The 23,123-nt window shown below is 60.4% G+C and carries 23 protein-coding genes and 1 pseudogene; 10 read left to right on the top strand and 14 right to left on the bottom strand.

Going from position 1 to position 23,123, the window contains the following annotated elements; genetic code table 11:
• Positions 1–71 precede the first annotated feature (71 nt).
• Positions 72–2,228, top strand: coding sequence for an NAD-dependent DNA ligase LigA (gene ligA / locus FHT78_RS03760; protein ID WP_183740712.1), 2,157 nt, complete (start codon positions 72–74; stop codon positions 2,226–2,228).
• 155 nt (positions 2,229–2,383) lie between these two features.
• Here the strand turns inward: ligA and FHT78_RS03755 are convergent, their stop codons facing one another.
• Positions 2,384–2,914 (bottom strand): GNAT family N-acetyltransferase, encoded by a 531-nt coding sequence (locus tag FHT78_RS03755; protein WP_183740694.1) that lies wholly within the window; start codon positions 2,912–2,914, stop codon positions 2,384–2,386.
• A gap of 269 nt (positions 2,915–3,183) precedes the next feature.
• Between FHT78_RS03755 and FHT78_RS03750 the strand changes: the two genes are divergently transcribed.
• Together FHT78_RS03750 and FHT78_RS03745 are read left to right on the top strand one after the other, a co-directional pair.
• Entirely contained in the window at positions 3,184–3,774 is a 591-nt protein-coding gene (locus FHT78_RS03750) for a 3'-5' exonuclease (protein ID WP_183740691.1), read from the top strand.
• Between the two features lie 68 nt (positions 3,775–3,842).
• A complete protein-coding gene (locus FHT78_RS03745) occupies positions 3,843–4,334 on the top strand; it encodes a CreA family protein (protein WP_183740688.1) in 492 nt (163 codons plus the stop codon).
• Here the strand turns inward: FHT78_RS03745 and FHT78_RS03740 are convergent, their stop codons facing one another.
• The 3 genes from FHT78_RS03740 to FHT78_RS03730 all read right to left on the bottom strand — a co-directional run bounded on the left by FHT78_RS03740 (position 4,335) and on the right by FHT78_RS03730 (position 8,088).
• The gene (locus tag FHT78_RS03740; RefSeq protein WP_183740685.1) at positions 4,335–5,489 is read right to left on the bottom strand and encodes an epoxide hydrolase family protein; all 1,155 of its coding nucleotides are present in this window, start codon (positions 5,487–5,489) and stop codon (positions 4,335–4,337) included.
• Positions 5,490–5,650: 161 nt separating this feature from the next.
• Positions 5,651–6,118, bottom strand: a complete 468-nt coding sequence (locus FHT78_RS03735) for a chemotaxis protein CheW (protein WP_112568976.1) — start codon at positions 6,116–6,118, stop codon at positions 5,651–5,653.
• Positions 6,119–6,120: 2 nt separating this feature from the next.
• On the bottom strand, positions 6,121–8,088 hold the full coding sequence (locus FHT78_RS03730) for a methyl-accepting chemotaxis protein (RefSeq protein WP_183740683.1): 1,968 nt from the start codon (positions 8,086–8,088) through the stop codon (positions 6,121–6,123).
• 376 nt (positions 8,089–8,464) lie between these two features.
• Between FHT78_RS03730 and FHT78_RS03725 the strand changes: the two genes are divergently transcribed.
• Positions 8,465–9,067, top strand: coding sequence for an SCO family protein (locus FHT78_RS03725; protein WP_183740680.1), 603 nt, complete (start codon positions 8,465–8,467; stop codon positions 9,065–9,067).
• Between the two features lie 59 nt (positions 9,068–9,126).
• A complete protein-coding gene (locus tag FHT78_RS03720; protein WP_183740677.1) occupies positions 9,127–10,005 on the top strand; it encodes a 50S ribosomal protein L11 methyltransferase in 879 nt (292 codons plus the stop codon).
• A 169-nt stretch (positions 10,006–10,174) separates the two neighbouring features.
• Here FHT78_RS03720 and FHT78_RS03715 read toward each other — a convergent pair whose 3' ends face one another.
• Complete coding sequence (locus FHT78_RS03715) at positions 10,175–10,348, bottom strand: hypothetical protein (RefSeq protein ID WP_183740674.1); 174 nt, start codon at positions 10,346–10,348, stop codon at positions 10,175–10,177.
• A gap of 277 nt (positions 10,349–10,625) precedes the next feature.
• Here FHT78_RS03715 and FHT78_RS03710 point away from each other — a divergent pair, with 277 nt between their 5' ends.
• Entirely contained in the window at positions 10,626–12,461 is a 1,836-nt protein-coding gene (locus tag FHT78_RS03710; protein ID WP_183740671.1) for an aminopeptidase P family protein, read from the top strand.
• Positions 12,462–12,484: 23 nt separating this feature from the next.
• On the opposite strand, the gene FHT78_RS03705 is transcribed toward FHT78_RS03710, so the two are convergent.
• Both FHT78_RS03705 and FHT78_RS03700 read right to left on the bottom strand, forming a co-directional pair.
• A complete protein-coding gene (locus FHT78_RS03705; protein WP_183740668.1) occupies positions 12,485–12,793 on the bottom strand; it encodes an AzlD family protein in 309 nt (102 codons plus the stop codon).
• A gap of 1 nt (position 12,794) precedes the next feature.
• The gene (locus FHT78_RS03700; protein ID WP_183740665.1) at positions 12,795–13,526 is read right to left on the bottom strand and encodes an AzlC family ABC transporter permease; all 732 of its coding nucleotides are present in this window, start codon (positions 13,524–13,526) and stop codon (positions 12,795–12,797) included.
• A 132-nt stretch (positions 13,527–13,658) separates the two neighbouring features.
• Here FHT78_RS03700 and FHT78_RS03695 point away from each other — a divergent pair, with 132 nt between their 5' ends.
• A complete protein-coding gene (locus FHT78_RS03695) occupies positions 13,659–13,910 on the top strand; it encodes a DUF2164 domain-containing protein (protein ID WP_183740663.1) in 252 nt (83 codons plus the stop codon).
• Here the strand turns inward: FHT78_RS03695 and pncA are convergent, their stop codons facing one another.
• From pncA to FHT78_RS03675, 4 genes are all read right to left on the bottom strand, one after another.
• Positions 13,911–14,537: a bifunctional nicotinamidase/pyrazinamidase gene (pncA, locus tag FHT78_RS03690; RefSeq protein ID WP_183740660.1), complete on the bottom strand. Its 627-nt coding sequence runs from the start codon at positions 14,535–14,537 to the stop codon at positions 13,911–13,913.
• A gap of 206 nt (positions 14,538–14,743) precedes the next feature.
• The gene (locus FHT78_RS03685; protein WP_183740658.1) at positions 14,744–15,253 is read right to left on the bottom strand and encodes a GNAT family N-acetyltransferase; all 510 of its coding nucleotides are present in this window, start codon (positions 15,251–15,253) and stop codon (positions 14,744–14,746) included.
• Positions 15,254–15,449: 196 nt separating this feature from the next.
• Positions 15,450–15,944, bottom strand: coding sequence for a hypothetical protein (locus FHT78_RS03680; RefSeq protein WP_183740655.1), 495 nt, complete (start codon positions 15,942–15,944; stop codon positions 15,450–15,452).
• 161 nt (positions 15,945–16,105) lie between these two features.
• Complete coding sequence (locus FHT78_RS03675) at positions 16,106–18,601, bottom strand: UvrD-helicase domain-containing protein (RefSeq protein ID WP_183740652.1); 2,496 nt, start codon at positions 18,599–18,601, stop codon at positions 16,106–16,108.
• Between the two features lie 171 nt (positions 18,602–18,772).
• Between FHT78_RS03675 and FHT78_RS03670 the strand changes: the two genes are divergently transcribed.
• On the top strand, positions 18,773–19,042 hold the full coding sequence (locus FHT78_RS03670) for a hypothetical protein (RefSeq protein WP_183740647.1): 270 nt from the start codon (positions 18,773–18,775) through the stop codon (positions 19,040–19,042).
• Positions 19,043–19,051: 9 nt separating this feature from the next.
• On the opposite strand, the gene FHT78_RS03665 is transcribed toward FHT78_RS03670, so the two are convergent.
• The 3 genes from FHT78_RS03665 to FHT78_RS03655 are packed head-to-tail and all read right to left on the bottom strand — an operon-like array spanning position 19,052 to position 21,501.
• Positions 19,052–19,729 (bottom strand): YoaK family protein, encoded by a 678-nt coding sequence (locus FHT78_RS03665; protein ID WP_183740644.1) that lies wholly within the window; start codon positions 19,727–19,729, stop codon positions 19,052–19,054.
• A gap of 30 nt (positions 19,730–19,759) precedes the next feature.
• The gene (locus tag FHT78_RS03660) at positions 19,760–20,641 is read right to left on the bottom strand and encodes a glyoxalase (RefSeq protein ID WP_183740641.1); all 882 of its coding nucleotides are present in this window, start codon (positions 20,639–20,641) and stop codon (positions 19,760–19,762) included.
• 38 nt (positions 20,642–20,679) lie between these two features.
• Entirely contained in the window at positions 20,680–21,501 is an 822-nt protein-coding gene (locus tag FHT78_RS03655; protein WP_183740638.1) for an alpha/beta hydrolase, read from the bottom strand.
• A 640-nt stretch (positions 21,502–22,141) separates the two neighbouring features.
• On the opposite strand from FHT78_RS03655, the gene FHT78_RS03650 reads away from it, so the two are divergent.
• The gene (locus FHT78_RS03650; RefSeq protein WP_183740634.1) at positions 22,142–22,624 is read left to right on the top strand and encodes a VOC family protein; all 483 of its coding nucleotides are present in this window, start codon (positions 22,142–22,144) and stop codon (positions 22,622–22,624) included.
• A gap of 169 nt (positions 22,625–22,793) precedes the next feature.
• Positions 22,794–22,913, top strand: a pseudogene (locus FHT78_RS03645) (AraC family transcriptional regulator); the annotation flags it as partial.
• Positions 22,914–23,123: the final 210 nt, after the last annotated feature.

Genomic DNA, 23,123 nt, shown 5'->3' with positions numbered 1-23,123 from the left:
AAACGCTGGCGCTATTTCAATCGCGGAATTTTGCTCTAAAAACGATTGCAGATTCTCTGGAGTGAAGCTGCATGTCGACCGAATCCGTCGCTGTTGAGGACCTGACCCTTGAAGATGCCGCTGCCGAACTGGAGCGGCTGGCCAAGGAAATCGCGCATCATGATGCGCTCTACCACGGCAGGGATCAGCCGGAGATTTCGGATGCGGATTATGACGCGCTGAAGCGTCGCAATGACGCGATCGAGGCGCGGTTCCCGGAGCTCATCCGCGAGGACAGCCCATCGCGCCGTGTCGGGGCCGAGCCGTCCAACACGTTCGCGCCGGTCGTCCATTCCCGGCCGATGCTGTCGCTCGACAACACGTTCTCGCAAGAGGATGTGCGCGATTTCGTTGCCAGCGTCTATCGTTTCCTCGGCCGCCTGCCGGACAATTCGATCGCCTTTACCGCCGAGCCGAAGATCGACGGGCTTTCGATGTCGATCCGCTATGAGAACGGCAAACTGGTGACGGCTGCCACGCGCGGCGACGGTACGACCGGCGAAAATGTCACGGCCAATATCCGCACCATCAAGGAAATCCCGAACCAGCTGCCGAAGGGCGTTCCATCCGTCGTGGAAGTGCGCGGCGAGGTTTACATGGCCAAGAGCGACTTCATGGCGCTGAACGCGCAGATGGAGGTCGAAGGCAAGCAGACTTACGTCAATCCGCGCAATACCGCTGCGGGGTCGCTGCGTCAGCTCGACGCGAAAGTGACGGCGAGCCGCAAACTGAGATTCTTCGCTTATGCCTGGGGCGAGATGTCGGACATGCCTGCCGATACGCAGATGGGTATGGTCGAGACCTTCAAGGGCTGGGGCTTTCCGGTCAATCCGCTGATGAAGCGACTGAATTCGGTTGACGATATCCTTGCCCATTACAGCGAGATCGGCCTCGAGCGACCGGACCTCGATTACGATATCGACGGTGTCGTCTATAAGGTCGACAGCCTCGAACTGCAGCAGCGCCTTGGCTTCCGCTCGCGCAGCCCGCGCTGGGCGACGGCGCATAAGTTCCCGGCCGAACAGGCTTTCACCACCGTCGAGAATATCGACATTCAGGTCGGCCGCACGGGCGCGTTGACGCCGGTTGCGCGGCTGACGCCGATCACCGTCGGCGGCGTCGTCGTCACCAATGCGACGCTGCACAACGAGGATTATATCAAGGGCATCGGAAATAGCGGCGAGCGCATCCGTGAGGAGGAGCACGATATCCGCATCGGCGATACGGTCATCGTGCAGCGCGCCGGTGACGTGATCCCGCAGGTGCTCGATGTCGTCATGGAAAAGCGCCCGGCCGGAGCGCAGCCCTATCAATTTCCGAAGGTGTGCCCGGTCTGCGGTTCGCATGCGGTGCGTGAAAGGCACGAGAAGACCGGCAAGCTCGATTCCGTCACCCGTTGCACTGGTGGTTTCATCTGCCGTGCGCAAGCGACGGAGGAGTTGAAGCATTTCGTCTCGCGCAATGCCTTCGATATCGAAGGGCTGGGCTCCAAGCAGATTGATTTCTTCTTCGAGAACGAGGATCCGGCGCTGCAGATCCGCACGGCGCCCGATATCTTCACGCTGGAGAAGCGTCAGCAGCAGTCGATCACCAAGCTGGAGAATATAGACGGCTTCGGCAAGGTCAGCGTGGGCAAGCTTTATACGGCAATCAATGACCGACGCAGCATCGCCCTTCACCGCTTCATCTATGCGCTCGGTATCCGCCATGTGGGCGAGACGACGGCGAAGCTCCTGGCGCGCTCCTATAATACTTACGAAGCCTTTGCGGAGGCCATGAGGGAGGCGGCAACGCTTTCCGGTGACGCCTGGAACGATCTCAATGCCATCGAAGGCATTGGCGAGGTCGTGGCGCGGGCCATCGTCGAATTCTACAAGGAGCCGCGCAATATCGAGGTCATCGGCCGCCTGCTCGACGAAGTGACGCCGCAGGAGGCCGAGCAACCGGTCACGACAGGGAGCCCGGTTGCTGGCAAGACGGTGGTTTTCACTGGCTCGCTGGAAAAGTTCACCCGTGAAGAGGCTAAGGCACGCGCCGAAAATCTCGGCGCCAAGGTGGCAGGGTCCGTCTCCAAGAAGACCGATATCGTCGTTGCCGGCCCCGGTGCTGGCTCTAAGCTCGACAAGGCTCGCGAACTCGGCGTCCAAACGATGGATGAGGATGAGTGGCTGGCGCTGATTGGTGGATGAGGTAGACGGGCGCGGGACGTCCGGTTTCCGTTTTGACGGGACCGGCCTTTTACTTGGAGTCATCCTCGGGCTCGTCCCGAGGATCTGCCCACGTATCAACATACAAAACGGCAGCAGATGCTCGGGACAAGCCCGAGCATGACGGAGGAGAGGTTTCACGTCCGCAACCGCGCCATCGTATAGGCATCGATGTATCGTCCGGCGCGATAGCCGAAGGACTTGAGCAGGCCTTCCTTTTCGAATCCGAATTTTTCGTAGAGACGAATGGCGGCGTCGTTGTCCGTGTAGACAGTCAACTCCATCCGCTTGATGTCGTGCCAGTTGTCGGCGGCATCCAGCATGGCGGCCATCAGGAAGGTTCCGATGCCGCGGCCGGTGAAATCGTCGTGGACGCCCATGCCGAGACTTGCGGCGTGCTGGCGCCGTCCTTCGAAGCGGTTCATGCCGCCATTGGCAACAAGTTTGCCATCGAGTTCGACGACGAGATTGATTGCACCGGGCGAGGGGTTTTCCATGCGCTTGCGCACCGCGTCGATGCTTTGAAAGGGCGGGCGCAGCGTGCCGGCGCGATAGCCCGGCAGGTTCATCAATTCGGTGACGGCTTCAGCATCGCTCACGCACAGGGCGCGAACGCTGAGGCCGTTCAGAGAAGGCTTTTCGGGTGGGGTATCCAGATTGACTGACATCATGCTCTCCTTGGGTGTGAAAGAGGAGAGCGGAGTTTCCGAAACCCTGCTTTCCTCGGCAGGGTTTTCGGGGTGATCGGCTGCTAGTGACGCACCATCGCTCCCGCGCACCCTGCAAGGGTCGTGGTGATAAGATGATGGGTGTGGGCCACAGAGTTGATCATGCATGGAAGTTTCGCCATTCGCGTGCAGATGTCAACGGGTCAGAATTTGCCTTCGGATGCGGCTATCTTTATTCCGATAAGCCCAGACGATTCGGATATTGCCCCGTGAAAACCATTGCCATCGATTTTGAAACGGCCAACGAACAGCGCGGCAGCGCCTGCTCGGTCGGCCTTGCCTGGATCGAGGACGGGCAGGTGACGCGGGTCGAGGAGCGCCTAATTCGCCCGAAGGACATGCGCTTTTCCGGCATGAATATTGCCATCCACGGCATTCGCCCCGAGCACGTCGAGGATTCACCAGAATTCCCCGAGGTCATGGACGAGTTCCTTGAGGATTTCAGCGGCGCGACGATGATCGCCCACAATGCCGCCTTCGATTTCAGTGTCTGGCGGGCGAGCCTCGATCTCTACCGGCAGTCCTATCCGGAGCTCACCTATCTCTGCAGCCTGAAGATGGCGCAGCGCATCTGGCCGCATTTCCTGTCGCATCGGCTGAACCTGATTGCAGAGCACCTCGGGTTGCGTTTTGCCCATCACAACGCGGCTGAAGATGCCGCCGTTTGTGCTGCGGCGGCAATCGAGATGGCAAGGGCGGTGAAGGCGGCAACGGTTGCCGCCATTCCTGCTGTCATCGGCATGAAACCCGGCAGGCTAACGGCTGGCGGCTACGAGCCTTGCACCTGCCGCAAGGCGTGAGGCCTGCGTTTTCTTGTAAAGATTCAGGCCATTCTTATCTTAGCTTGCGGATCAACACGGGAGTTGTCATGTCCGCTTTGCGCAATCTTTTCTTTGGCTCAATATTCCTCGCGGCCTCCGCGGGCGCGACCTCAGCTGAAGTCGTCGGCAAGGTCGGGGTCGACTGGATCGGTAATGACATCATCGTCGAGGCGGTCTCGGACCCCGAGGTGAAGGGGGTGACCTGCCATGTCACCTATTTCGACCGCAGCCTGATCGACCGCTTCAAGAACGGCAACTGGTTCGAAGATCCGTCCAACAATTCCATCGCCTGCCGCCAGACCGGGCCGATCGAGATCGGCAATATCGATCTGTCCAAGGATGGCAGCGAAGTGTTCCGGCAGGGCATGTCGCTGATCTGGAAGACGCTTGTCGTCAACCGGATCTACGATAAGGCCAACAATACGCTGATCTATCTCGCCCATTCGCGGCAGGTGACGGATGGCTCGGCGAAGATGTCAATTTCGACCATTCCGCTCTACGGGCAGGATGTGGTGTGGAAGAACGGCAAGCCGCAGTGATCATCCGCCTCTTCTGAACGGGCGGAAATAGGCTCGGATATCCTCGGCCAAAAGTTCTGGCTGCTCCATGGCGGCAAAATGGCCCCCGTTCGGCAATTCGCTCCATCGTCTGACATTATAGACGCGTTCGACCCAGGAGCGCGGCGGCAGGGGCAGTTCCTTCGCGAAATGCGCAAGGCCCAGCGGCGGCAGTATGCGTTCGTTCGCCTTGAAATGCATCGGCCGGTTTCGGCTCTCCTTGTAGAGTCTCAGCGATGAATGCAGGGTGCCGCTGAACCAATAGATCGAAATTTCGGTCAGCAGGACGTCCAAGGAGTATGTCGTCCTGATGTCGCCATCGCTCCATGCGCTGAATTTCTCGCCGATCCAGGCAGCGAGACCAACGGGTGAATCCGTCAGCGCATAGGCGAGCGTCTGCGGTTTCGTTCCGTGCATGTGGGCGTAGGCGCCCTCCCTGTCGGCCCATTGCGCGGCGCGGTCGAGAAAGGCCTGTTCCTCGGCGGAGACGGGCGGCTGCCCCGGGCCAAGCGGCGGTCGGAAGCTTCCCGGAATATAGTTCAGATGCAGGGCTGTGGTATTCTCCGGAAACCTGTAGGCGAGCCAGCTGGAGACGGCCGCGCCGATATCGCCGCCCTGCAGGCAGAAGTTTTCATATCCCAAGCCCTGCATCAGTTTCAGCCACAGGCCCGATATTTCATAGGGACCTATCCCGATTGATCCCGGGGCCTGCGAGAAGCCGTAACCCGGCAGGGATGGTACGACCACATGGAATGCATCCGCCGGATCGGCACCGTGGGCGCCGGGATCCGCCAGCATCGGGATGATTCTTTCCATTTCGAAGAAGGAGCCCGGCCAGCCATGGGTGATGACGAGCGGCAGCGGCGAGGGCCCGCTGCCGGTCTGATGAATGAAATGGATCGACAGATCGTCGATCTCGGCAATGAAATGGGGAAGCGTGTTGAGGTGCGCCTCCTGCGCGCGCCAGTCGAAATGGTCTTTCCAATAGGCGTGAAGCTCCTGAAGGAAAGCCAGGCTCGTTCCGTCCTCCCAGCTATCGGGGTCGAGCGCTACAGGCCATCGCGTCGCGCGCAAGCGCCGGCGGAGATCGTCGATCTGCTCGTCGCGGATACTTATCCTATAGGGCCTGATGTCCACGAAAATTTCCCGTCGGGGTTACGGTTTCGATGGCCAAAGTAGTCTCTGTCGCGAAAATTGGAAGTCACTCGGTGGCCGTATACGATGCGCCGAGATCGTGGAAAACAAAGACCGCCCGCAGCGCTGCGCCGGGGCGGTCTGGTATCTCAGATCAACGGTTCTCAGGCAGCTTCGCGGGCCAGTTCGTCGGCGATGACGGTGTCGAGGTTGAGGAAGCAGACCATGGTCTTTTCCAGTGCAACGATGCCGCGGCAGAAGGCGCGCTGGGCTTCCGGGATGATTTCCGGCGGCGGCTGCAGGTCTTCGCTCTTGATGGTCATCATATCGGAAACCTGTTCGACCAGCAGGCCGACCAGCTTGCCGGCGATGTCGGTGACGATGATGGCAGAGCGCTCCGACGGCTCCGTCATCTTCATGCCGAGACGGCAAGCCATGTCGATGACGGGGATCACCGCGCCGCGCAGGTTGATGAGGCCGAGGACGTAGGGCGGGGTGTGCGGCATCGGAGTGACCGGCGCCCAGCCGCGGATTTCGCGGATCGCCATGATATCGATGCAGAACTCCTGGTCTCCCAGGTGGAACGAGACGATTTCGAGATAGGCGCCCGACTGTTTGATGGCGTTGCTCATGGTCAAAATTCTTCCCAGTTGTCTCCGGCCGGAGAGGAGGCGAGTGTCTTGGCGGCGCCGCCGCCCGTGAATGCGCCCGCGACCTTGCCGATGAGGCTGCGTGCGGGTGAGGGTTTCGGATGCGAGGCTGCGGAGGCTTCTCGCGGCGTTTGACGGGCGCTCATGCCCTCGCCGATATTGAACTGCCGAACCAGCTGCGTCAGGTTTTCCGCATCGGTTGCGAGAGTGTGGCTGGCGGCGTTCGTTTCTTCCACCATGGCCGCATTCTTCTGCGTCACCTGATCCATCTGGCTGATTGATGTATTGATCTCGTTCAGTCCGACTGATTGTTCGCGCGCAGACGTTACGATTGATTTAACATGGCCGTCGATACGCAGAACATCTTCGCCGATCTGGCGCAAAGCCTCGCCCGCAGCCGTCACCAGTTCGCCGCCGGTTTTCACCTCGGCACCGGATTTGCTGATCAAGGCCTTGATATCCTTGGCTGCTCCGGCCGCGCGGCCGGCAAGTTCGCGCACTTCCTGCGCCACGACCGCAAAACCCTTGCCGGCTTCGCCGGCCCGCGCCGCTTCGACGCCGGCGTTGAGTGCGAGCAGATTCGTCTGGAAAGCGATTTCGTCGATGACGTTGATGATGGTACCGATCTCGCGAGAGGCGCCTTCGATTCGCTCCATTGCAGCCATCGCATCGCCGACGATGGCATCGGATTTCTCAGTATTCTGGCGTGTATGGGCGACCATGTTGCCGACTTCCTCGGCGCGGCTGGTGGCGTTTCGTACGGTGGCGGTAATCTCGTCCAAGGCTGCTGACGTCTCTTCCAGCGAGGCTGCCTGCTGCTCGGTACGCTTGGCGAGATCGTCGGCGGCGGCGCGCATCTGGCGGCTGTTTGCCTGGATGGACGAGCTGTTCAGGGCAATATCGCCCATCGCTTGACGCAGGCGCATGGCTGTCTGGTTGAAATCCTGACGCAGCCGTTCGAGCTCGTCTCGGAAAGGCTGGTCGATGCTTGCGGTCAGATCGCCGGTTGCAAGGCGGGTGAGGCCCTGTCCGAGAGCCGTGACGGCGGCGCTCAACGCCTCTGCATCGGCGAGCTTGGCAGATTCGCGCTCGCGGCGCTCGGCATCGCTACGCTGGCGGTCGGCAGCGGTGCGTGTTTCCAAATCGATCTTTTCGATGGCGGCAAGACGGAAGCTTTCGGCGGCGCGAGCCATTTCGCCGATCTCGTCACCGCGTTCTTTGCCGGCGACGTCACTTGTCAGGTCGCCGTTCAAGATGCGCAGCATGCTTTCGCGCACGGTGACGATGCCGCGGCGGATGGAGCCGCCATGGATATATTGCAGCGCGGCCATGGTGAGAATGGCGATGACGCCAAGCGCGATCTGGATAATCAGAGAGTTGCGAGAGGTCTCATCGGCGCTTTCGACGCGCTGGCGGGCAACGACGGTCCCTTCACTGGCGAACTTGTCGAGGGTGGCGGCGAGCTTTTCGCCATCAGCGTCGATACGATCGTCGATCTTGTCGAATTCGGCATCGGACGCGCCCTGTTCGACGAGCGCCTTGAGGTCCACCTGGATGGCCTGGCGAAGCGCGCCGACATCCGAATCGTAGCTTTTCAGCAGATCGCCGGCCTTCAGCTCCTCAGCGATGATGCCCATTTCCCTCGAGCCGCCGGAGAGGGTTGCGAGCGAATCGGCGACGACTTTCAGGCGGTCGGGCTGGATGGTCTTCTCGTCCTTGTCGACGATCGTGTCCATGGCGGCGAGAACCAGCGTCAGGCCGGCGACGCGCATATCGTTGATGCTGTCGATGCTCTGCTGGATCTCGCTGGCGCGGCGCAGACCGGTATCGACCTGCATGTTCTCGTACCAGCCGATTCCGAGCATCGAGCCGAAACCGATGAGAGCAGCCCCGCCGAGCGTCCAGAGCCGCTGGCCGACCGAAAGGTTTCTGCGAACCGTCGAATTTGTCATAAAGCCACCCTCCGCCCCAGGCGGTTTTCAGTTCCCTCGATTTTTATGCTGATCCGGTTCATGCCGGCCGACATCATGTCGGAACAGCGCCGAAGCACTGTATGCATTACTAAATATAGATATCCGCAATTAAGCCTTTCCTAACGATGTCTTTCCTTGGGTCGCTTGGAAGCGTTCGGGGCAAGCCGTTAGAAAGGCGTGATAATTCGTTTGTGTGCGGCTTTTTCTGAAGGTGTTCGCCCACATTTGGCATTCATCAAGGCGGGCCAAATAATCACGGGTGAGAAAACGCATTCTTGAATTGCGCGCTCGCGATGGTGACTATAATCACACGGGCGAGGCGGACGGGGAATCCGCGCTGGTAAAGGATCGTGCAATGAAGAATTTCCGTATCGCCGTCTGGATCGCAGTGCTGCTGCTTGCCGGCGTGCTCGGCTGGTTCACGCTCGATCAGAGCCGGACGAGGGAAGTGGTGGCCGAGGGACCATTCGGCGTGCCGTTCACGCTGGTATCGCAGACGGGCCAGCCGATCACGGAGCAGGCCCTACGCGGCAAGCCCACGGCCTTGTTCTTCGGCTTCACGCATTGCCCGGAGGTCTGTCCGACGACACTCTTCGAGCTCGGCGGCTGGATGGAGAAAGTCGATCCACAGGGCAACAAGCTGCAGGCTTATTTCGTCACGGTCGATCCCGAGCGCGATACGCCCGAAATCATGAACGAGTACGTCTCCAACGTTTCCAAGCGCATTACCGGCATTTCCGGGCCGCCGGACAAGATCGCCGAGGTCATCAAGGGCTTCCGCGTCTATGCCAAGAAGGTGCCGGTCGACGAGAACAATCCGAAGGGAGATTACACGATGGACCATACAGCCTCGGTTTTCCTGCTCGATTCGGCCGGGCGCTTTGCGGGAACGATCTCCTATGGCGAAAACCCTGATACGGCGATAAAGAAGCTTGAGAATCTCGTCGCCAAGGGATGACCGGCAGCTGAACGCATCGCAACCGGTCGCAGGCGGCGCAACCGGAAAGATTGCCTATCGTGAGTGAAATTCGCCTTTACGTATCGACGACCGAGAAGCAGGCCGAGGAGATCCTCGACCTTCTGGGCGAGGTGTTCGGCGAAGAAGATTTTGCCATCGGCACCACCGAGATCGACGAAAAGAAAGATATCTGGGAAGCCTCTGTCTACATGATGGCGGAGGACGAGGCGGATGTGCGCTCTCGCGTCGAGGCGGCGCTGAGCCAAGCATTTCCTGATGCCGCTTTGTCGCGCGAGGTCATCCCTGATGTGGACTGGGTTTCAAAATCCCTGGAAGGGCTGAGGCCCGTAAGGGCAGGGCGCTTTCTTGTGCACGGCTCGCATGATCGCGACAAGGTCCGCATTGGCGATATCGCCATCGAGATCGATGCCGGCCAGGCTTTCGGCACCGGCCATCACGGAACGACGGCCGGCTGCCTGGAGGTGATCGATAGGGTGCTTCGGGCACGGAAGGTGCGCAATGCCCTCGATCTCGGCACGGGCAGCGGCGTATTGGCAATTGCGGTGCGCAAGCTGCGCAACATTCCCGTGCTTGCAACGGATATCGACCCGATCGCTGTCCGTGTCGCGGCCGAGAATGTACGCCGCAATGGTATTGCCAGCGGCATCAGCATGGTGACCGCACCCGGCTTCCATTCGACCGCTTTTTCCGAGCATGGACCTTTCGACCTCATCATCGCCAATATTCTGGCGCGGCCGCTGATCAGAATGGCGCCGCAGCTCGTCACCAATCTGGCGCCCGGAGGATCGGTGATCCTGTCCGGCATCCTTGCCAGCCAGCGCTGGAAGGTGATTGCCGCCTATAGTGGCGCGAAGCTTCGTCACGTGCGCACGATATGGCGCAATGGCTGGGTGACGATCCATCTCGATCGTCCGTAATCTCAGGGAATTCCGAACAAGAAAAAGGCGGTGCCAGTGGCACCGCCTTGGACCGGCATTTAAATCCGGTCTTGCCCGCGAGCTCGAAGGAGGAGGATGCTCAAGCGGGCACTACTGCATTCCGATAGGCCTGTCCGGTGGAGGGAGGAGGATCGGAAAGGCTTTAAGCTCAGAATGCGTAGCTCGATGCGCCCCTGTGGCGCGTGGAACGCTGGCCTGCTGCAAGCATCTTGAGGCTATCCTCGTGCTGCGGGCGGCGGGCGCCGATGATATGACGCACAGTCTGGCGTTCGCCAGCCTGTACCGGGCTGCTGTAAGCGAAGCGCGAGAGCGAGGCGGTCATTTCAAAAAATCCTTTGTTGGTGGTTCGTCGTGAACCGTTCGATGTGCCGTATATAGCTATTCCGACATGCGGTGGCAGAGGGTTTGTTTCATTGCAGCCATGCGTGCAATGCATGAAGCGTGCCAGTTTCCCACAGCGAGACACATTTCTGCCAAATTATTGGGCGGCCGGCCTTTCCGGCCGCTTCGCGTCGCTTTTTCTCCCCAATGATTGAAAATTCGCTAACATGGCGGCTATCCAATTAACCGGATTCGTTTCATTCATTTGGGTTTTCAGCATGTTCCAGTCTTTCGAAGTCACCTCCACGCCGCAGTTCGGCAGGGAACGGGTTTCCGCACTGCGCGCCAGTTTCGATGCGCTTGGCATCGACGCTTTCCTCGTGCCACGCGCCGATGAGTTCAACGGCGAATATGTGCCGGCCTGCGCAGAGCGGCTCTCCTGGCTGACTGGTTTCACCGGTTCGGCGGGTATTGCGCTGATCACCCGGACGGAAGCGATCGTCTATGTCGATGGCCGCTATGTCACTCAGCTAGCTGAACAGGTGGACGGCTCGGTCTTCACGGGCGGTGATCTCGTCAACGAGCCGCCGCATGTCTGGCTGCCGGCGCATGGCAAGAAAGGGTTGAAGCTCGGTATCGATCCGTGGCTGCATTCGGGTGCGGACGTTCGCAAGCTCGAAAAGGCGCTGTCGGAGATCAGCGGCGCGCTTGTTTTCCTGCCGCGTAATCCGCTCGACAAGCTGTGGGCCGACCGGCCGGCCGAACCGCTTGGGGCGGTCACCATACAGAACGTGGCCCAGGCGGGTATCCTCGCCAAAGACAAGATCGCGACTATTGCAGCCGATCTCGGTAAGAAGAACCTCAAGGCGGTGTTGATCGCCGACCCGTCTTCCATCGCCTGGATCTTCAATATCCGCGGCGCCGACGTGCCGCATACACCACATCCGCTGGCGCGCGCCATCATTCATGCCGACGGCAAGGCGGAGATCTTCCTCGACAAGCGCAAGACCGGCATCGAGCCGGAAGCCTATCTCGCGCAGATCGCCGTCCAGCTTGCGCCCTCGCTGCTCGATGAGAAGCTAGCTGCAGTCGCCAAGGATGGCGGACGTATCCTCATCGATCCCGATATCGCGTCCTATGCGCTTGCCGAGATCATCCGCAAGGCGGGCGGCGAAGTGGTCGAGGGCGCCGATCCGGCAAAGCTGCCGCGGGCGGTGAAGAACACTACTGAAATCAATGGTTCGGCGGCAGCCCACCTGCAGGATGGTGCGGCCATGGTAGAGTTCCTTTACTGGCTGTCGCAAAGCAAGCCGGGGACGATAACCGAGATCGGCGCGGCCGAACGGCTGGAGGCGGCTCGCGCGAAAATGGGCGAGAGCATGCAGAACCCGCTGAAGGATATCTCCTTCGATACGATTTCGGGTGCCGGCGAACATGCGGCCATCATGCATTACCGGGTGACGACGGCGACCGACCGGCATATCCAGCCGGGAGAACTCTTCCTGATCGATTCCGGCGCGCAGTATATCAACGGCACGACCGATATCACTCGTACGGTCGGTATCGGCATTGTTTCCGAGGAACACAAACGCTTCTTCACGCTGGTGCTGAAAGGCATGATCCAGATCAGCACGGCGCGTTTCCCGAAGGGTACGCGCGGCTGCGACCTCGATCCGCTGGCGCGTATCGCGCTATGGCGGGCAGGGGCTGATTTCGCGCATGGCACGGGCCATGGCGTCGGCTCCTATCTCTCTGTTCACGAAGGGCCGCAGCGCATCTCGCGGCTTTCGACGCAGGAACTGCTGCCGGGCATGATCCTCTCCAACGAGCCGGGCTACTATCGGCCGGGCCATTTCGGCATCCGCATCGAGAACCTGATCTATGTGCGGGAGGCGGAAGTTATCGATGGCGGCGACATGCCGATGCTCGGCTTCGAGACGCTGACCTTCTGCCCGATCGATCGCAACATCGTCATTCCTGAACTGCTGACGCATGACGAGCTGCACTGGTTCAACGAATACCACCGCCAAACGCGCGAGGCGCTGATGCCGCTGATTCATGACCGTGACGTCAAGGCATGGCTGGAGAATGCGACTCTGCCGTTGGAATACTGAGCGGCCGGATATCGGCCTTCGGTTTAGAGACCAATCGTGTGCCGCCAGATCATCACGATGATCCAGGCGGCCACCAGCATCCAAGTGTGTGAGAAGCGCAGGCCGATGACGAGGGCGACCGCGAGCGCCAGTTTCGAATCCCAACCGCCCATGAAGAAGGCGGGGGCGACGAGCGTCGTCAGCACGGCTGCCGGCACGGCATTCAAGGCCGCTTCCATGCGCGGCGGGATGCGCTTCATGCGGGTGATCATGATGTAGCCGCCGATGCGGGTCGCGAAGGTCGCCGCTGCGGCAGCCAGGATCACGAGAGCCATGTGGAGATCGAATTCCATCTCAGACCTCGTGGTTTTCGGTGTTGAGGGCGTCGGCTTCGAGATCCGGCTCCTCAGCGGGCAAGGGCATCAGAGCAGCGAGCAGGATGCCGGCCGCAGCACCCAGGCTCACATGCCAGGGGGAGCCCACGAAATGATAGGCGATGACGGAGGCGACAGCGCTCGTCAGTGCCACGGCCAGAAAATTGTCACGCTTGCGGAAGCCGAGGACGATGGCGAGGAAATAAGCCGGCAGCAGGATATCGAGGCCGAGCGTTTTGGGATCACCGATGAAGGAGCCGGCCATGCCGCCGAGGAGGCTGACGAGGATCCAGGGGATATAGATGACGATGCCGAAGCCGAGATACCATGTGAAGGTAACCGGCTGCCCTGCTTCGCCACGCTTGACGGTTTCGGCAAATTGGGGATCGACCAGCAGGAAGAAGGTGAAGAACTTCTGCAGCGGAGTGAAATGCCCGATATAGCGAGCGATCGCTGCCGAATAGAGCACGTGGCGGAAGTTGACGGCAAGGATCGACAGCACGATCACCCAAGCCTGGACATTATGGCCGAAGAGTTCGATGCCGACCATCTGGCTGGCGCCCGCATAGACGGTGGCGCTCATGAAGGTGAGTTCGGAGAGCGACATGCCCTGCTCGGCGGCAAGGGCGCCGAACAGCGCTCCGAAGGGAGCAGAAGCGAGTGCCACGGCGAATCCGCCCCGCAAACCTTCGACAAAGTCGGCGCGTTTCATGGGATTGGTCCTGTTGGAATTGAAATTTCCCTCTATGGTGTCTCACATGCTACGGCAATTGAATTTCCTTGATTCACCAATCGATTTTGCTGAAGCGTTACCGGTTTGCGCTACCGGCGAGGCGAGGAGACAATGAAAAAGATCGAATTTACGAAAGAGGAAAAGGCGGAGATCGTTTCGCACATCCGCCATTATTTTGACCGCGAACTCGACCCGATCGGAGTGCTGCCCGCCGAATTCCTGCTCGACTTCTTCGCCGAGAAGATCGGACCCTATTTCTATAATCGCGGGCTCAGAGATGCTCACGCCGCCTTCCTTAAGAAGATGGAGGATTTTGGAGAGGAGATCTATCTCCTGGAGCGCGAAGGCGAGAGGAACAACTGATCAGGCGGCCAGAATATCGGTGCTGTTGACGATGTCTATGCCGTTCGCGCGCATCTCGTCGATGGCCGCAGCGACACCTTCGGGCGTGATGCCGCGGCTCGCGTCTTTGACAAAGCGAACCTTGACGCCGGGAATCAGTTCCAGCGCATCGAGCGCAGAGAATTTTACACAATAGTCGGTTGCCAGCCCGCAGACATCGAGTTCTGTGACGCCCTGTTCCACCAGGAAATCTGCAAGACCGGTCAGGGCATGCTGATCGTTGTCGCGGAAGGCGGAATAGCTGTCGACGTTCCTGTTTTCGCCCTTCTGCTGGATGAGGTCGATCTGGGCCGAATGGAGTTCCGGGTGGAGTTCGGCGTCACGCGTATACTGTACGCAGTGGTCCGGCCACAGCATCTGCGGTTTGCCGGAGAGCTCGCCTATCTCGAAAGGGTTCTTTCCGGGATGGGAGGAGGCGAAGCTTCCGTGGTCCGCCGGGTGCCAGTCCTGTGAGGCGACGATGAGATCGTATTTGCCACTATCGATGAGGCTGTTGGCAACGGGAACGACTGCATGGCCATCCAGAACCGGCAGGTTGCCTCCGGGACAGAAGCCATTCTGAATATCGACCAGCAGCAACGCCTTCATTAAGCTATCCCTTACGCATACCGCCCCGCAAAACGCCGACCGGTGCCAGCACAATCAACTAGTGGATTTCCGGGGGGCAAGGCGCAAGTGCTATTTCTCGTATCAAGAGTGGCAAATGGCTGCATCAACGTATTTTTCTGCTGCTGCTCGCGTAATACGCGAAAGCAGCAAGTATTTCGCGTTTTATATTAGGATTTATGCATGCGCTAGGGAGCCGGATGCCTGAAGACCAGGTCGTCCTCATCACCCTCCTGGCGCGCGGCCATTGCATCCGGCACGGCGCCCAGCCGTTCGGCAAGACGGATCGATCTCACATTGGGTGGAGCGATATAGCTCACCAGAGTCTTCAGACCACGCACTGCAAAGGCCCACTCCCGCAAGGCAACGGCGGCTTCATAGGCATAACCTTTGCCCTCGGCTTGCGGATAGACGAGCCAGCCCAGTTCCTTCTCGGGAAACAGCGGACCGTGATTGATGCCAACCTGACCGAGGCATTGTCCTGTGGCGCGATCCTCCATCATCAGGGCGCCGTGGCCCTCAAGCGTCCAGAGCGCGACATCGTGGCAGAACATGCCCCAAGCAGCTTTGGTCGAATGCGGACCGCCCATATAGAGGGCGCGGTCGGAGATCATCAGCGCATGATAGTCCGGCCAGTCTGCCATGACGGGAGCCCGCAGGATTAATCGTTCGGTGTGAAGGGTCGGTATGGTCGTCATCAGATGTCTCGCCGGAAAATAGGGTCAAGCCCGAGGTGAATGCCTGAAGCTTCAGGTCATTTACAGGGTATCCGCGTGCCCCGAAAGGCCGATGGGAAAGTCGGCGCCCTGTGATGAGGGGCGTGCCGCGGAAGAGACGATGCCGCCGACAGAGGTTGCCCAATCAGCGAGGCTCCCCCGGCGGAGCCTCATTGCATCAGGCCGTCTGATCGCTCTCGCCGTTTGCAACGGGCGAGTTGCCGTAAGTCGTCTGGTATGCACGAAGCGCAGTCTGCATGTCGGTCAGGACTTTGGCCATCAGGCCGCTGTCTTCATCATCACCGCCGGCGGCGGCAATCTTCTGCGGGTCGGCGGAAAGAAGTTCCGATGTGGTCAACTTGCCGTCGCCATTCGCATCCAGGGCAGCGAGCGCACCCTTGGAGTCATCACCATTGTCATCGGTGCCGGCCTTGCTGTCGTCGTCCGTCTTCTGAAGCGAGAGCATGAGCGCCAGAATATCGGCTGCGATCTTCTGGACGACATCGGAGCCGGAGGAATCGTCATCGCCGGCGGAGGAGGCGTCGGTGGACGAAGATTTGGAAGCGGCGGCAAGTTCGTCCGCCGAGACGACGCCGTCACCGTTCTTGTCGAGAGGATTGAGAGGGGCTTGGTACTGGGTCTGCGTGCTGCCCAGGGCTGAAATACCGGTCACTTGAACCTCCTTTGAAGGTCTTGTGAAGCCTGCCTTTCATGGGCGGGCAATAACCGGGCTAGGCTGATTTGCGAGTCGGGTCAAAGCGGCGTTTTGTCATCTGGAGAAGCGCGTTCGGCTGCGCGTGTGATTCCCGACTACACGCCAAGGAAGGTGAGTGGTCAGACGCGCTCCACAAATCCGTCGAGCACCCGCTTCTGGCCGGCGCGGTCGAAGTCGATCGTCAGCTTGTTGCCTTCGATGCCTGATATAGAGCCGTTGCCGAATTTGATGTGGAAGACGCGGTCGCCGACAGCAAAGCGCGAGGGCTCGGTCGCGGTGGATTTCGCCACCAGTTCGCCCTCTATGGTGCGGCCGCGCGGGCCGCTTTCGCCGTAGCCGATGCGCTCCACGGCGTGTCCGGAGCGGGTGCCCCAGTTATCGCGGGTAGCGTCGGTCTTGTTCTGCTGGGCGCGTTTCCATCCGGGGGTGGAGTAGGAATTGGCGAAGGGATCGGTCTTGTCGAATCGCGACTGGCCGTAACCGCCGCCGCGGCCGTAGCCACCGTAGTTCTGCTCCATCTCGGCCACTGCCACATGGGTTTCCGGCAGTTCGTCGAGGAAGCGTGAGGGGATGGTGGATTGCCAGAGGCCGTGGATGCGGCGGTTGGAGACGAACCAGATGTGGCAACGGTGCTTGGCGCGGGTGATGCCGACATAGGCGAGGCGGCGTTCTTCCTCGAGGCCGGCGCGGCCGGATTCATCGAGCGAGCGCTGATGCGGGAAGAGGCCTTCCTCCCAGCCGGGCAGGAAAACGGTGTCGAATTCCAGGCCCTTGGCCGAATGCAGCGTCATGATGGAGACGGCGTCGAGATCCTCGTTCTGCTCGGCATCCATGACAAGGGAGACATGCTCCAGGAAGCCGCGCATGGATTCGAAGCTTTCCATGGAGCGGATGAGTTCCTTGAGGTTTTCAAGGCGGCCCGGCGCTTCCGCCGTCTTGTCGTTCTTCCACATGTCGGTATAGCCGGACTCTTCGAGGATCTGTTCGGCAAGCTCCGTATGCGGTGTGTTTTCAAGCAGTTCCTGCCATCGGCGGAAAGATTGAATCACGTCGAAGAGGGCCTTGCGGGCCTTGGGTTTCAGCTCGTCCGTCTCGATCATGTCGGCAGCGGCAGCCAGCATCGGGATATCGCGGGCACGGGCATAATCGTGGAGCGCGCGCACCGTCGTATCGCCGAGGCCGCGCTTCGGGGTGTTGATGATGCGCTCGAAAGCCAGGTCGTCTGCCGGCTGGGCGACGAGGCGGAAATAGGCCATGGCATCGCGGATTTCGAGGCGCTCGTAGAAGCGCGGGCCGCCGATGACGCGGTAGTTCAGGCCGAGGGTGACGAACCGGTCTTCGAATTCGCGCATCTGGAAGGAGGCGCGGACCAGGATCGCCATGTCGTTCAGCAGATGCTTCTTGCCGTCGGCATCGCCGCGCTGCAGGCGCTCGATTTCCTCACCGATGGCGCGCGCCTCTTCCTCGGAATCCCATGAGGCATGCACCTGCACCTTGACATCGTCAGGATCGGAGCGATCGGTGAAGAGCGTCTTGCCGAGGCGGCCTTCATTATGGGTGATCAGGTGGGCGGCAGCGCCGAGGATATGGGCCGTCGAGCGGTAGTTGCGCTCGAGCTTGATGACTTTGGCGCCTGGGAAATCCTTCTCGAAACGGAGGATGTTATCCACTTCGGCGCCGCGCCAGCCATAGATCGACTGATCGTCGTCGCCGACGCAGCAGACATTCTGTGGCTCGCCCTTCGGCCGCTGGGCGAGGAGCCGCAGCCACATATATTGGGCGGTGTTGGTGTCCTGATATTCGTCGACGAGGATGTAGCGGAACCTCTGGTGATATTCCTTAAGCAGATCCGGCTGCTTGCGGAAGATTGCGATCGGATGCATCAGCAGGTCGCCGAAATCGCAGGCGTTCAGCGTCGACAGGCGGTTCTGGTAAGCAAAGTAGAGATCGCGGCCGCGGCCATTGGCGAAGGCGCGCGCGTCACCTTCCGGAATATCGGCAGGGCCGAGGCCCTTGTTCTTCCAGGTATCGATCATGCCGGCGAACTGTTTGGCCGGCCAGCGCTTGTCGTCGAGGCCTTCGGCCTGGATCAGCTGCTTGATGAGGCGGACCACATCGTCGGTGTCGAGGATAGTGAAATCCGAGCGCAGGCCGACGAGCTCGGCATGGCGGCGCAGAAGCTTGACGCCGATCGAGTGGAAGGTGCCGAGCCAGGGCATGCCTTCGACGGCGCCGCCGACGAGAAGCGCAATGCGCTCCTTCATCTCGCGGGCGGCCTTGTTGGTGAAGGTCACGGCGAGAATCTGCGAAGGAAAGGCGCGGCCGGTCGAAAGAATATGGGCGATGCGGGTGGTGAGAACCCGGGTCTTACCCGTTCCGGCGCCGGCGAGCACCAGGACCGGGCCTTCCAGCGTTTCGACCGCCTCACGCTGTTCCGGGTTGAGTCCGCCAAGATAATCGGGGCGGCCGCCGTCACGAGCCGCCATGGCGCGGGCGGCAATGCCGCCGCCGGCAGTGGGTGCTCTTGCAGCAGGTGCGGCAGGCTGTTGCGGCTTGCGCGGCGCATCGCCCGGTTCCTCGTCGAAGAAGGGCATATCGTCGAAACTGTTGCTCATGGCGCGTAATGTAGTGATTCGGGAAGGAAAGACCAGAAAAGATGTTCTGCTTTCATTCCCAGCGGCTGCGCTATCCTCAGCAGGCTTGGTTGCTCGATTGGGAAGCCTGCGCAGGAGTTGTGGTCCTGCTGGACCTCAACTAACGTCTCGTGCCAGCATCGGGAGAGTCATATGCACGTCATCGCCATTCTTGCCAATCTGATCTTGCTGATCGCTGTTGTCGCGCTGATCGCGGCGAATGGTTTGCCGGACAGTGGTGAAGGCCTCGGAACCGTCCTCGCCGCCATTGTGTCTCCCGTGTTGAGCACGATCGCTTTGCTGCGCCGTAATGGATCGGTTTCCGAACTCATTTCGCTTGAGATTCGGGCACGCAAGGCAACGCTGCGGCTGCGCATTGCCGAGGCTGAGGCTGCGGCCGCCGGCAACGGCATCAGCGGCTAAGGGCTGTTCTCAGGCAGCCTTCGGCCCGGCAAAGGCCAGGCAGACCGACACCAGGGCAAAGAGCGGCGGCAGCGCCAGGCACCAGATGCCGACGATAGCAAAGAGCAGGGCGGCCAGGCCGCAGCCGAGCGCGAAGGCGGCCACTGCAATTGCCATGCGCGACAGGCGGCCTTTCACTGTCCTTGCCTGATCTCCTGACATGCCATGGGCGAGATCACCGAGATCGATCATGATTTGCGTCGTCGTGCCGGTCATCAGCGTGCTCGGCGGTGACGCGCCGAGATGGATGCGGTGAGCGGCGTTCTGGACCGCCATGGCGATGACGAGCAGCATGCCGGTTGCGACCAACGGCAGGCCATCCGGATTGCTGAAGGGCGAAAGCCAGATGGCGCAGGCGCCGCCAGCGATCAGGAACAATAGCTTGATGACGAGCAGGATGCGCAAGCCCTTCTCGTCACCGGCGGGTACCTTGTAGGTGAGGTATCGCAGCAGGAGGATCGTCAGGCAGAAGACGGGCAGCGCCAGAAGCTTGGCAATGATGCCCGACGTGCCGTGGGTCAGCGCTGCGCCGAGGGTGACGAAGTTGCCGGTGACATGGGCGGGAAAGAGACCTCCAAGTGCCAGGAAGCCTGCTGTATCGACATAACCACCGGTAAAGCTCAGAAGCACGGGCAGGGCTGGGCGCATCGGTCTTTTCCCCCTCTGTATATTCGTTCGTCAGTGTGCCGCGACGGCGTGGATTTCGGCAATATAGCCGCCCGGAAATTCCACCATGGCTGCACGGCGTTCGCCGGACTGATAGGGCTCCACGAGGATTTCAGCACCGCTCTCCCTGGCTTTCTGGAGCGTCGCATCAAGATCGGCCGTCTCATAGCCGGTCATCTCGCGGCCGTAGGGGAAGGGCAGATGGCCGTCGGTGACGAGTACGGTCATGCGGCCGAAGACGGATTCGATGCGCAAGCGGTGAAAGGTCTGATCCGGAAGGCCGATCTCGATACCCGGCGCCTTCTCTTCATCAGAAACGACTTTGCCGTGCGAGAAGGCGAGGAAGGCGTGGGTGAAAGCCGCGGCGCGATCAGCCGACACGTAGACCCGGTTTTCGGGGACTGTCGTGAAGGCCGGATAATTTGGCGTGGTCGTGTGCCAGTAAAGCTGCATGTTGACACCGCCCGGCCACTGAACGACGGCATCTCGGCCAATCGGGTCTGGGAAGGCTGAGACGATCACATCGGCGCCGGCAGCCTTGGCGGCGGCTACGGCCTTGTCGAGATCGGTAACGAGGTAGCCGGTGCGTTCGGCGCCAAACGGGTAGGGGATCGGCGTCTTGAAGCCGAAGAGCGAGACGGTGCCAACCGGTGTCTGCAGGAGCTGCGACGTGGTGCTGCTTGGCGTCGGCGTCACCGTTGCCGTCACCTGCCTGGTGCTGGTGCCGCCGAACGTGGCGAGGAAGCTCCTGGCGAAGGCGTCCACGTCGCCAGGGGCGACATAGACATGGGTCGTATCATATTGCGGGCCGACGCCTGATTGTGGCGAGGTGGCAAGGGCCGGAGAGCCGGCCAGACCGAGAAGGGCAACAAGGGCTAACGATAGACGAAGCATGTATGATCTCCTTCGGCCTGGCCGGCCGCTCTCATGGATTACGCCTTGATGAAGGCGAGAACGTCGGCGTTGAACTTGTCGGCTTCGGTCTGGGCGAGACCATGCGGGGCGCCTGGATAGACCTTCAGCGTACCGTTCTTCAGGAGCTTGATGCCCTTCTCGGCAGCCGCTTTGATCGGCACGATCTGGTCGTCGTCGCCGTGGATGAGGAGCGTCGGTACATCGATTTTCTTGAGGTCTTCGCTGTAGTCGACCTCGGAGAATTCGTGAATGCAGTCGTAATGGCCCTTGATGCCGCCGGCCATGCCCATCAGCCAGAAGGTTTCGCGCAGGCCCTCATTGACCTTGGCGCCATCGCGGTTGAAGCCGTAGAAGGGCATGGTGAGATCGCGGTAGAACTGCGAACGGTCGCCTGCCGTACCCTTGCGGATTCCGTCGAAGACTTCGATCGGTGTGCCCTCGGGATTGGCTGATGTCTTCAGCATCAGCGGCGGAACGGCGCCGACGAGTACGACCTTGGCGACGCGGCTGGTGCCATGGCGGCCGATATAATGGGCCACTTCGCCGCCACCGGTGGAATGGCCGATCATGACGACGTTCTTCAGATCGAGCTTCTCGATGAGCTCGGCGAGGTCATCGGCATACTGATCCATATTGTTGCCGTTCCACGGCTGAGAGGAGCGGCCATGGCCGCGACGGTCATGGGCGATGACACGGTAGCCCTGCTGGGCGAAATAAAGCATCTGCACTTCCCAGGCATCGCCCGACAGCGGCCAGCCATGGGAGAAGAGGATCGGCTGGCCGTTGCCCCAATCCTGATAATAGATCGTCGTTCCATCCTTTGTAGTGATCGTCGGCATCGTCTCTGTCCTATGTTTGGGGTTGGGAGGTATTCGCCTGGTGGCGCATTTTCTGCACCGTGGTGTGTGACGCGATCAGGAAACATGTTTCGAATGGCCGTGTAAGCGATCCTTTGGTGTAGGTTGCCTATGCCTTTTCCCTGAGATCGAGCCAGGCGACGAGCAGGAAGCCGCCGACGAGGCCGAGGCATTCTTGCCCACTCCTTCGGGTTCTCCCCAGGCGGCGTATCCCTAGAAGCTGCGCACCGGCGACCAGTCGGGCATGCCCGGTGGGACGTCGTTTTCAACCGTCTGTCCCGCGGTGTCAGGACTTCGAGATATCTGGACATTCAGCGGACCTTGGTTGTGGGGCCGTGAAATGGGCTGCCGGGCCGTCGCCAAAGACGCTGACTGGCGTCGGTCGGCGTCGCTTCACCGCAACGGCGAGGCTGCGAATTGACGGCGAACCTCCTTGGCAAACGGCAAATCCGATTGTCGGTTCTGACCCGCTTCGGGAAAATTGGTCTCGGCTGCGGAGCTTTGCGGAAGGCCCCGAGACATTCAAAATCGTCATTCGAGAAAAATTGCGACGCCCTGTCGGGAGAGGCCAGGCCCCTGCGTCCTAGGGCCATAGTGACCAACAGCTCAAGGAGGACAGTTCATGGTCAAGGTCATTTCATTTCTCTGGTTTGCCGAAAGCGCTCGCGAAGCGGTCGAATTCTATGTCTCGCTGGTGCCCGATTCTTCGATCGGCGATATCACTACAGTGCCCTCGGAAACCCCGAGCGGCCCTCCCGGCAGCGTGGAGATCGTGGAGTTCACGCTCGGCGATCAGAATTTCATCGCCATGCAGGCCGGGCCGTTCGAGCAGTTCAACCATGCCTTCTCGGTGCAGGTCGTCTGTGAAAATCAGGCGGAACTCGACCGCATCTGGGATGGCTTCCTCGCCAATGGCGGAACAGCCGAACATTGCGGCTGGCTCAGGGATCGCTGGGGTCTTTCCTGGCAGATCGTACCCAAGGCGCTGGCAGAGATGATGAGCGGCACGCGCAAGGGCAATGCCAAGAAGATGACTGAGGCGATGCTGAAGATGATCAAGATCGACGTCGCCACCCTGGAACAAGCGTTTCAGGAAGCCGCCTGATCTTCCGGAACCGATGCGATGCGAGCGGACGGCAGCCTCGAAAGGGCTGCCGTTTCTTTTCGACTTCCGCTATGGGCGGGATCGATTGCGGGCAGGGCCAGCTCGATCGGGAAGACCGCCGGCTGGTGGAATATCGGGCAGAGAAAGCGTGGCAGATGCTGCCGGCACCGTTTCCATTGCCGAGATCGCGGTTGCCTGCGGTTTTGCCGACCAGAGCCATCTGACGCGTATCTTCACCGCACTCCACGGAGTTTCGCCCGGCACATGGCGACGGGAGAGACGAATTTGAAGCATGGCGCGGTGCCGCGCCGAAAACCGCGGCGCAGTCTTGCTGGCAGTGCTTTAGCGTCGTTCAAGTAAAAGTGAGCGCACAGGTTATTTTCAAAGTTCACTGATATTACAAATCGGTAATGACGGGTGGTTGTGCTTGCTGCCGGCCGGGGAAAGGTGCGATATTGTCGCACCAGGTGAGGCCTTTTGTCTCGCGCGCCTCTTTCGA

Source organism: Rhizobium sp. BK196, assembly GCF_014193255.1.
GTDB lineage: Bacteria > Pseudomonadota > Alphaproteobacteria > Rhizobiales > Rhizobiaceae > Rhizobium.
Note: the sequence above shows the minus strand (reverse complement) of the source record. Positions and strands in the feature narration are given on the sequence as shown.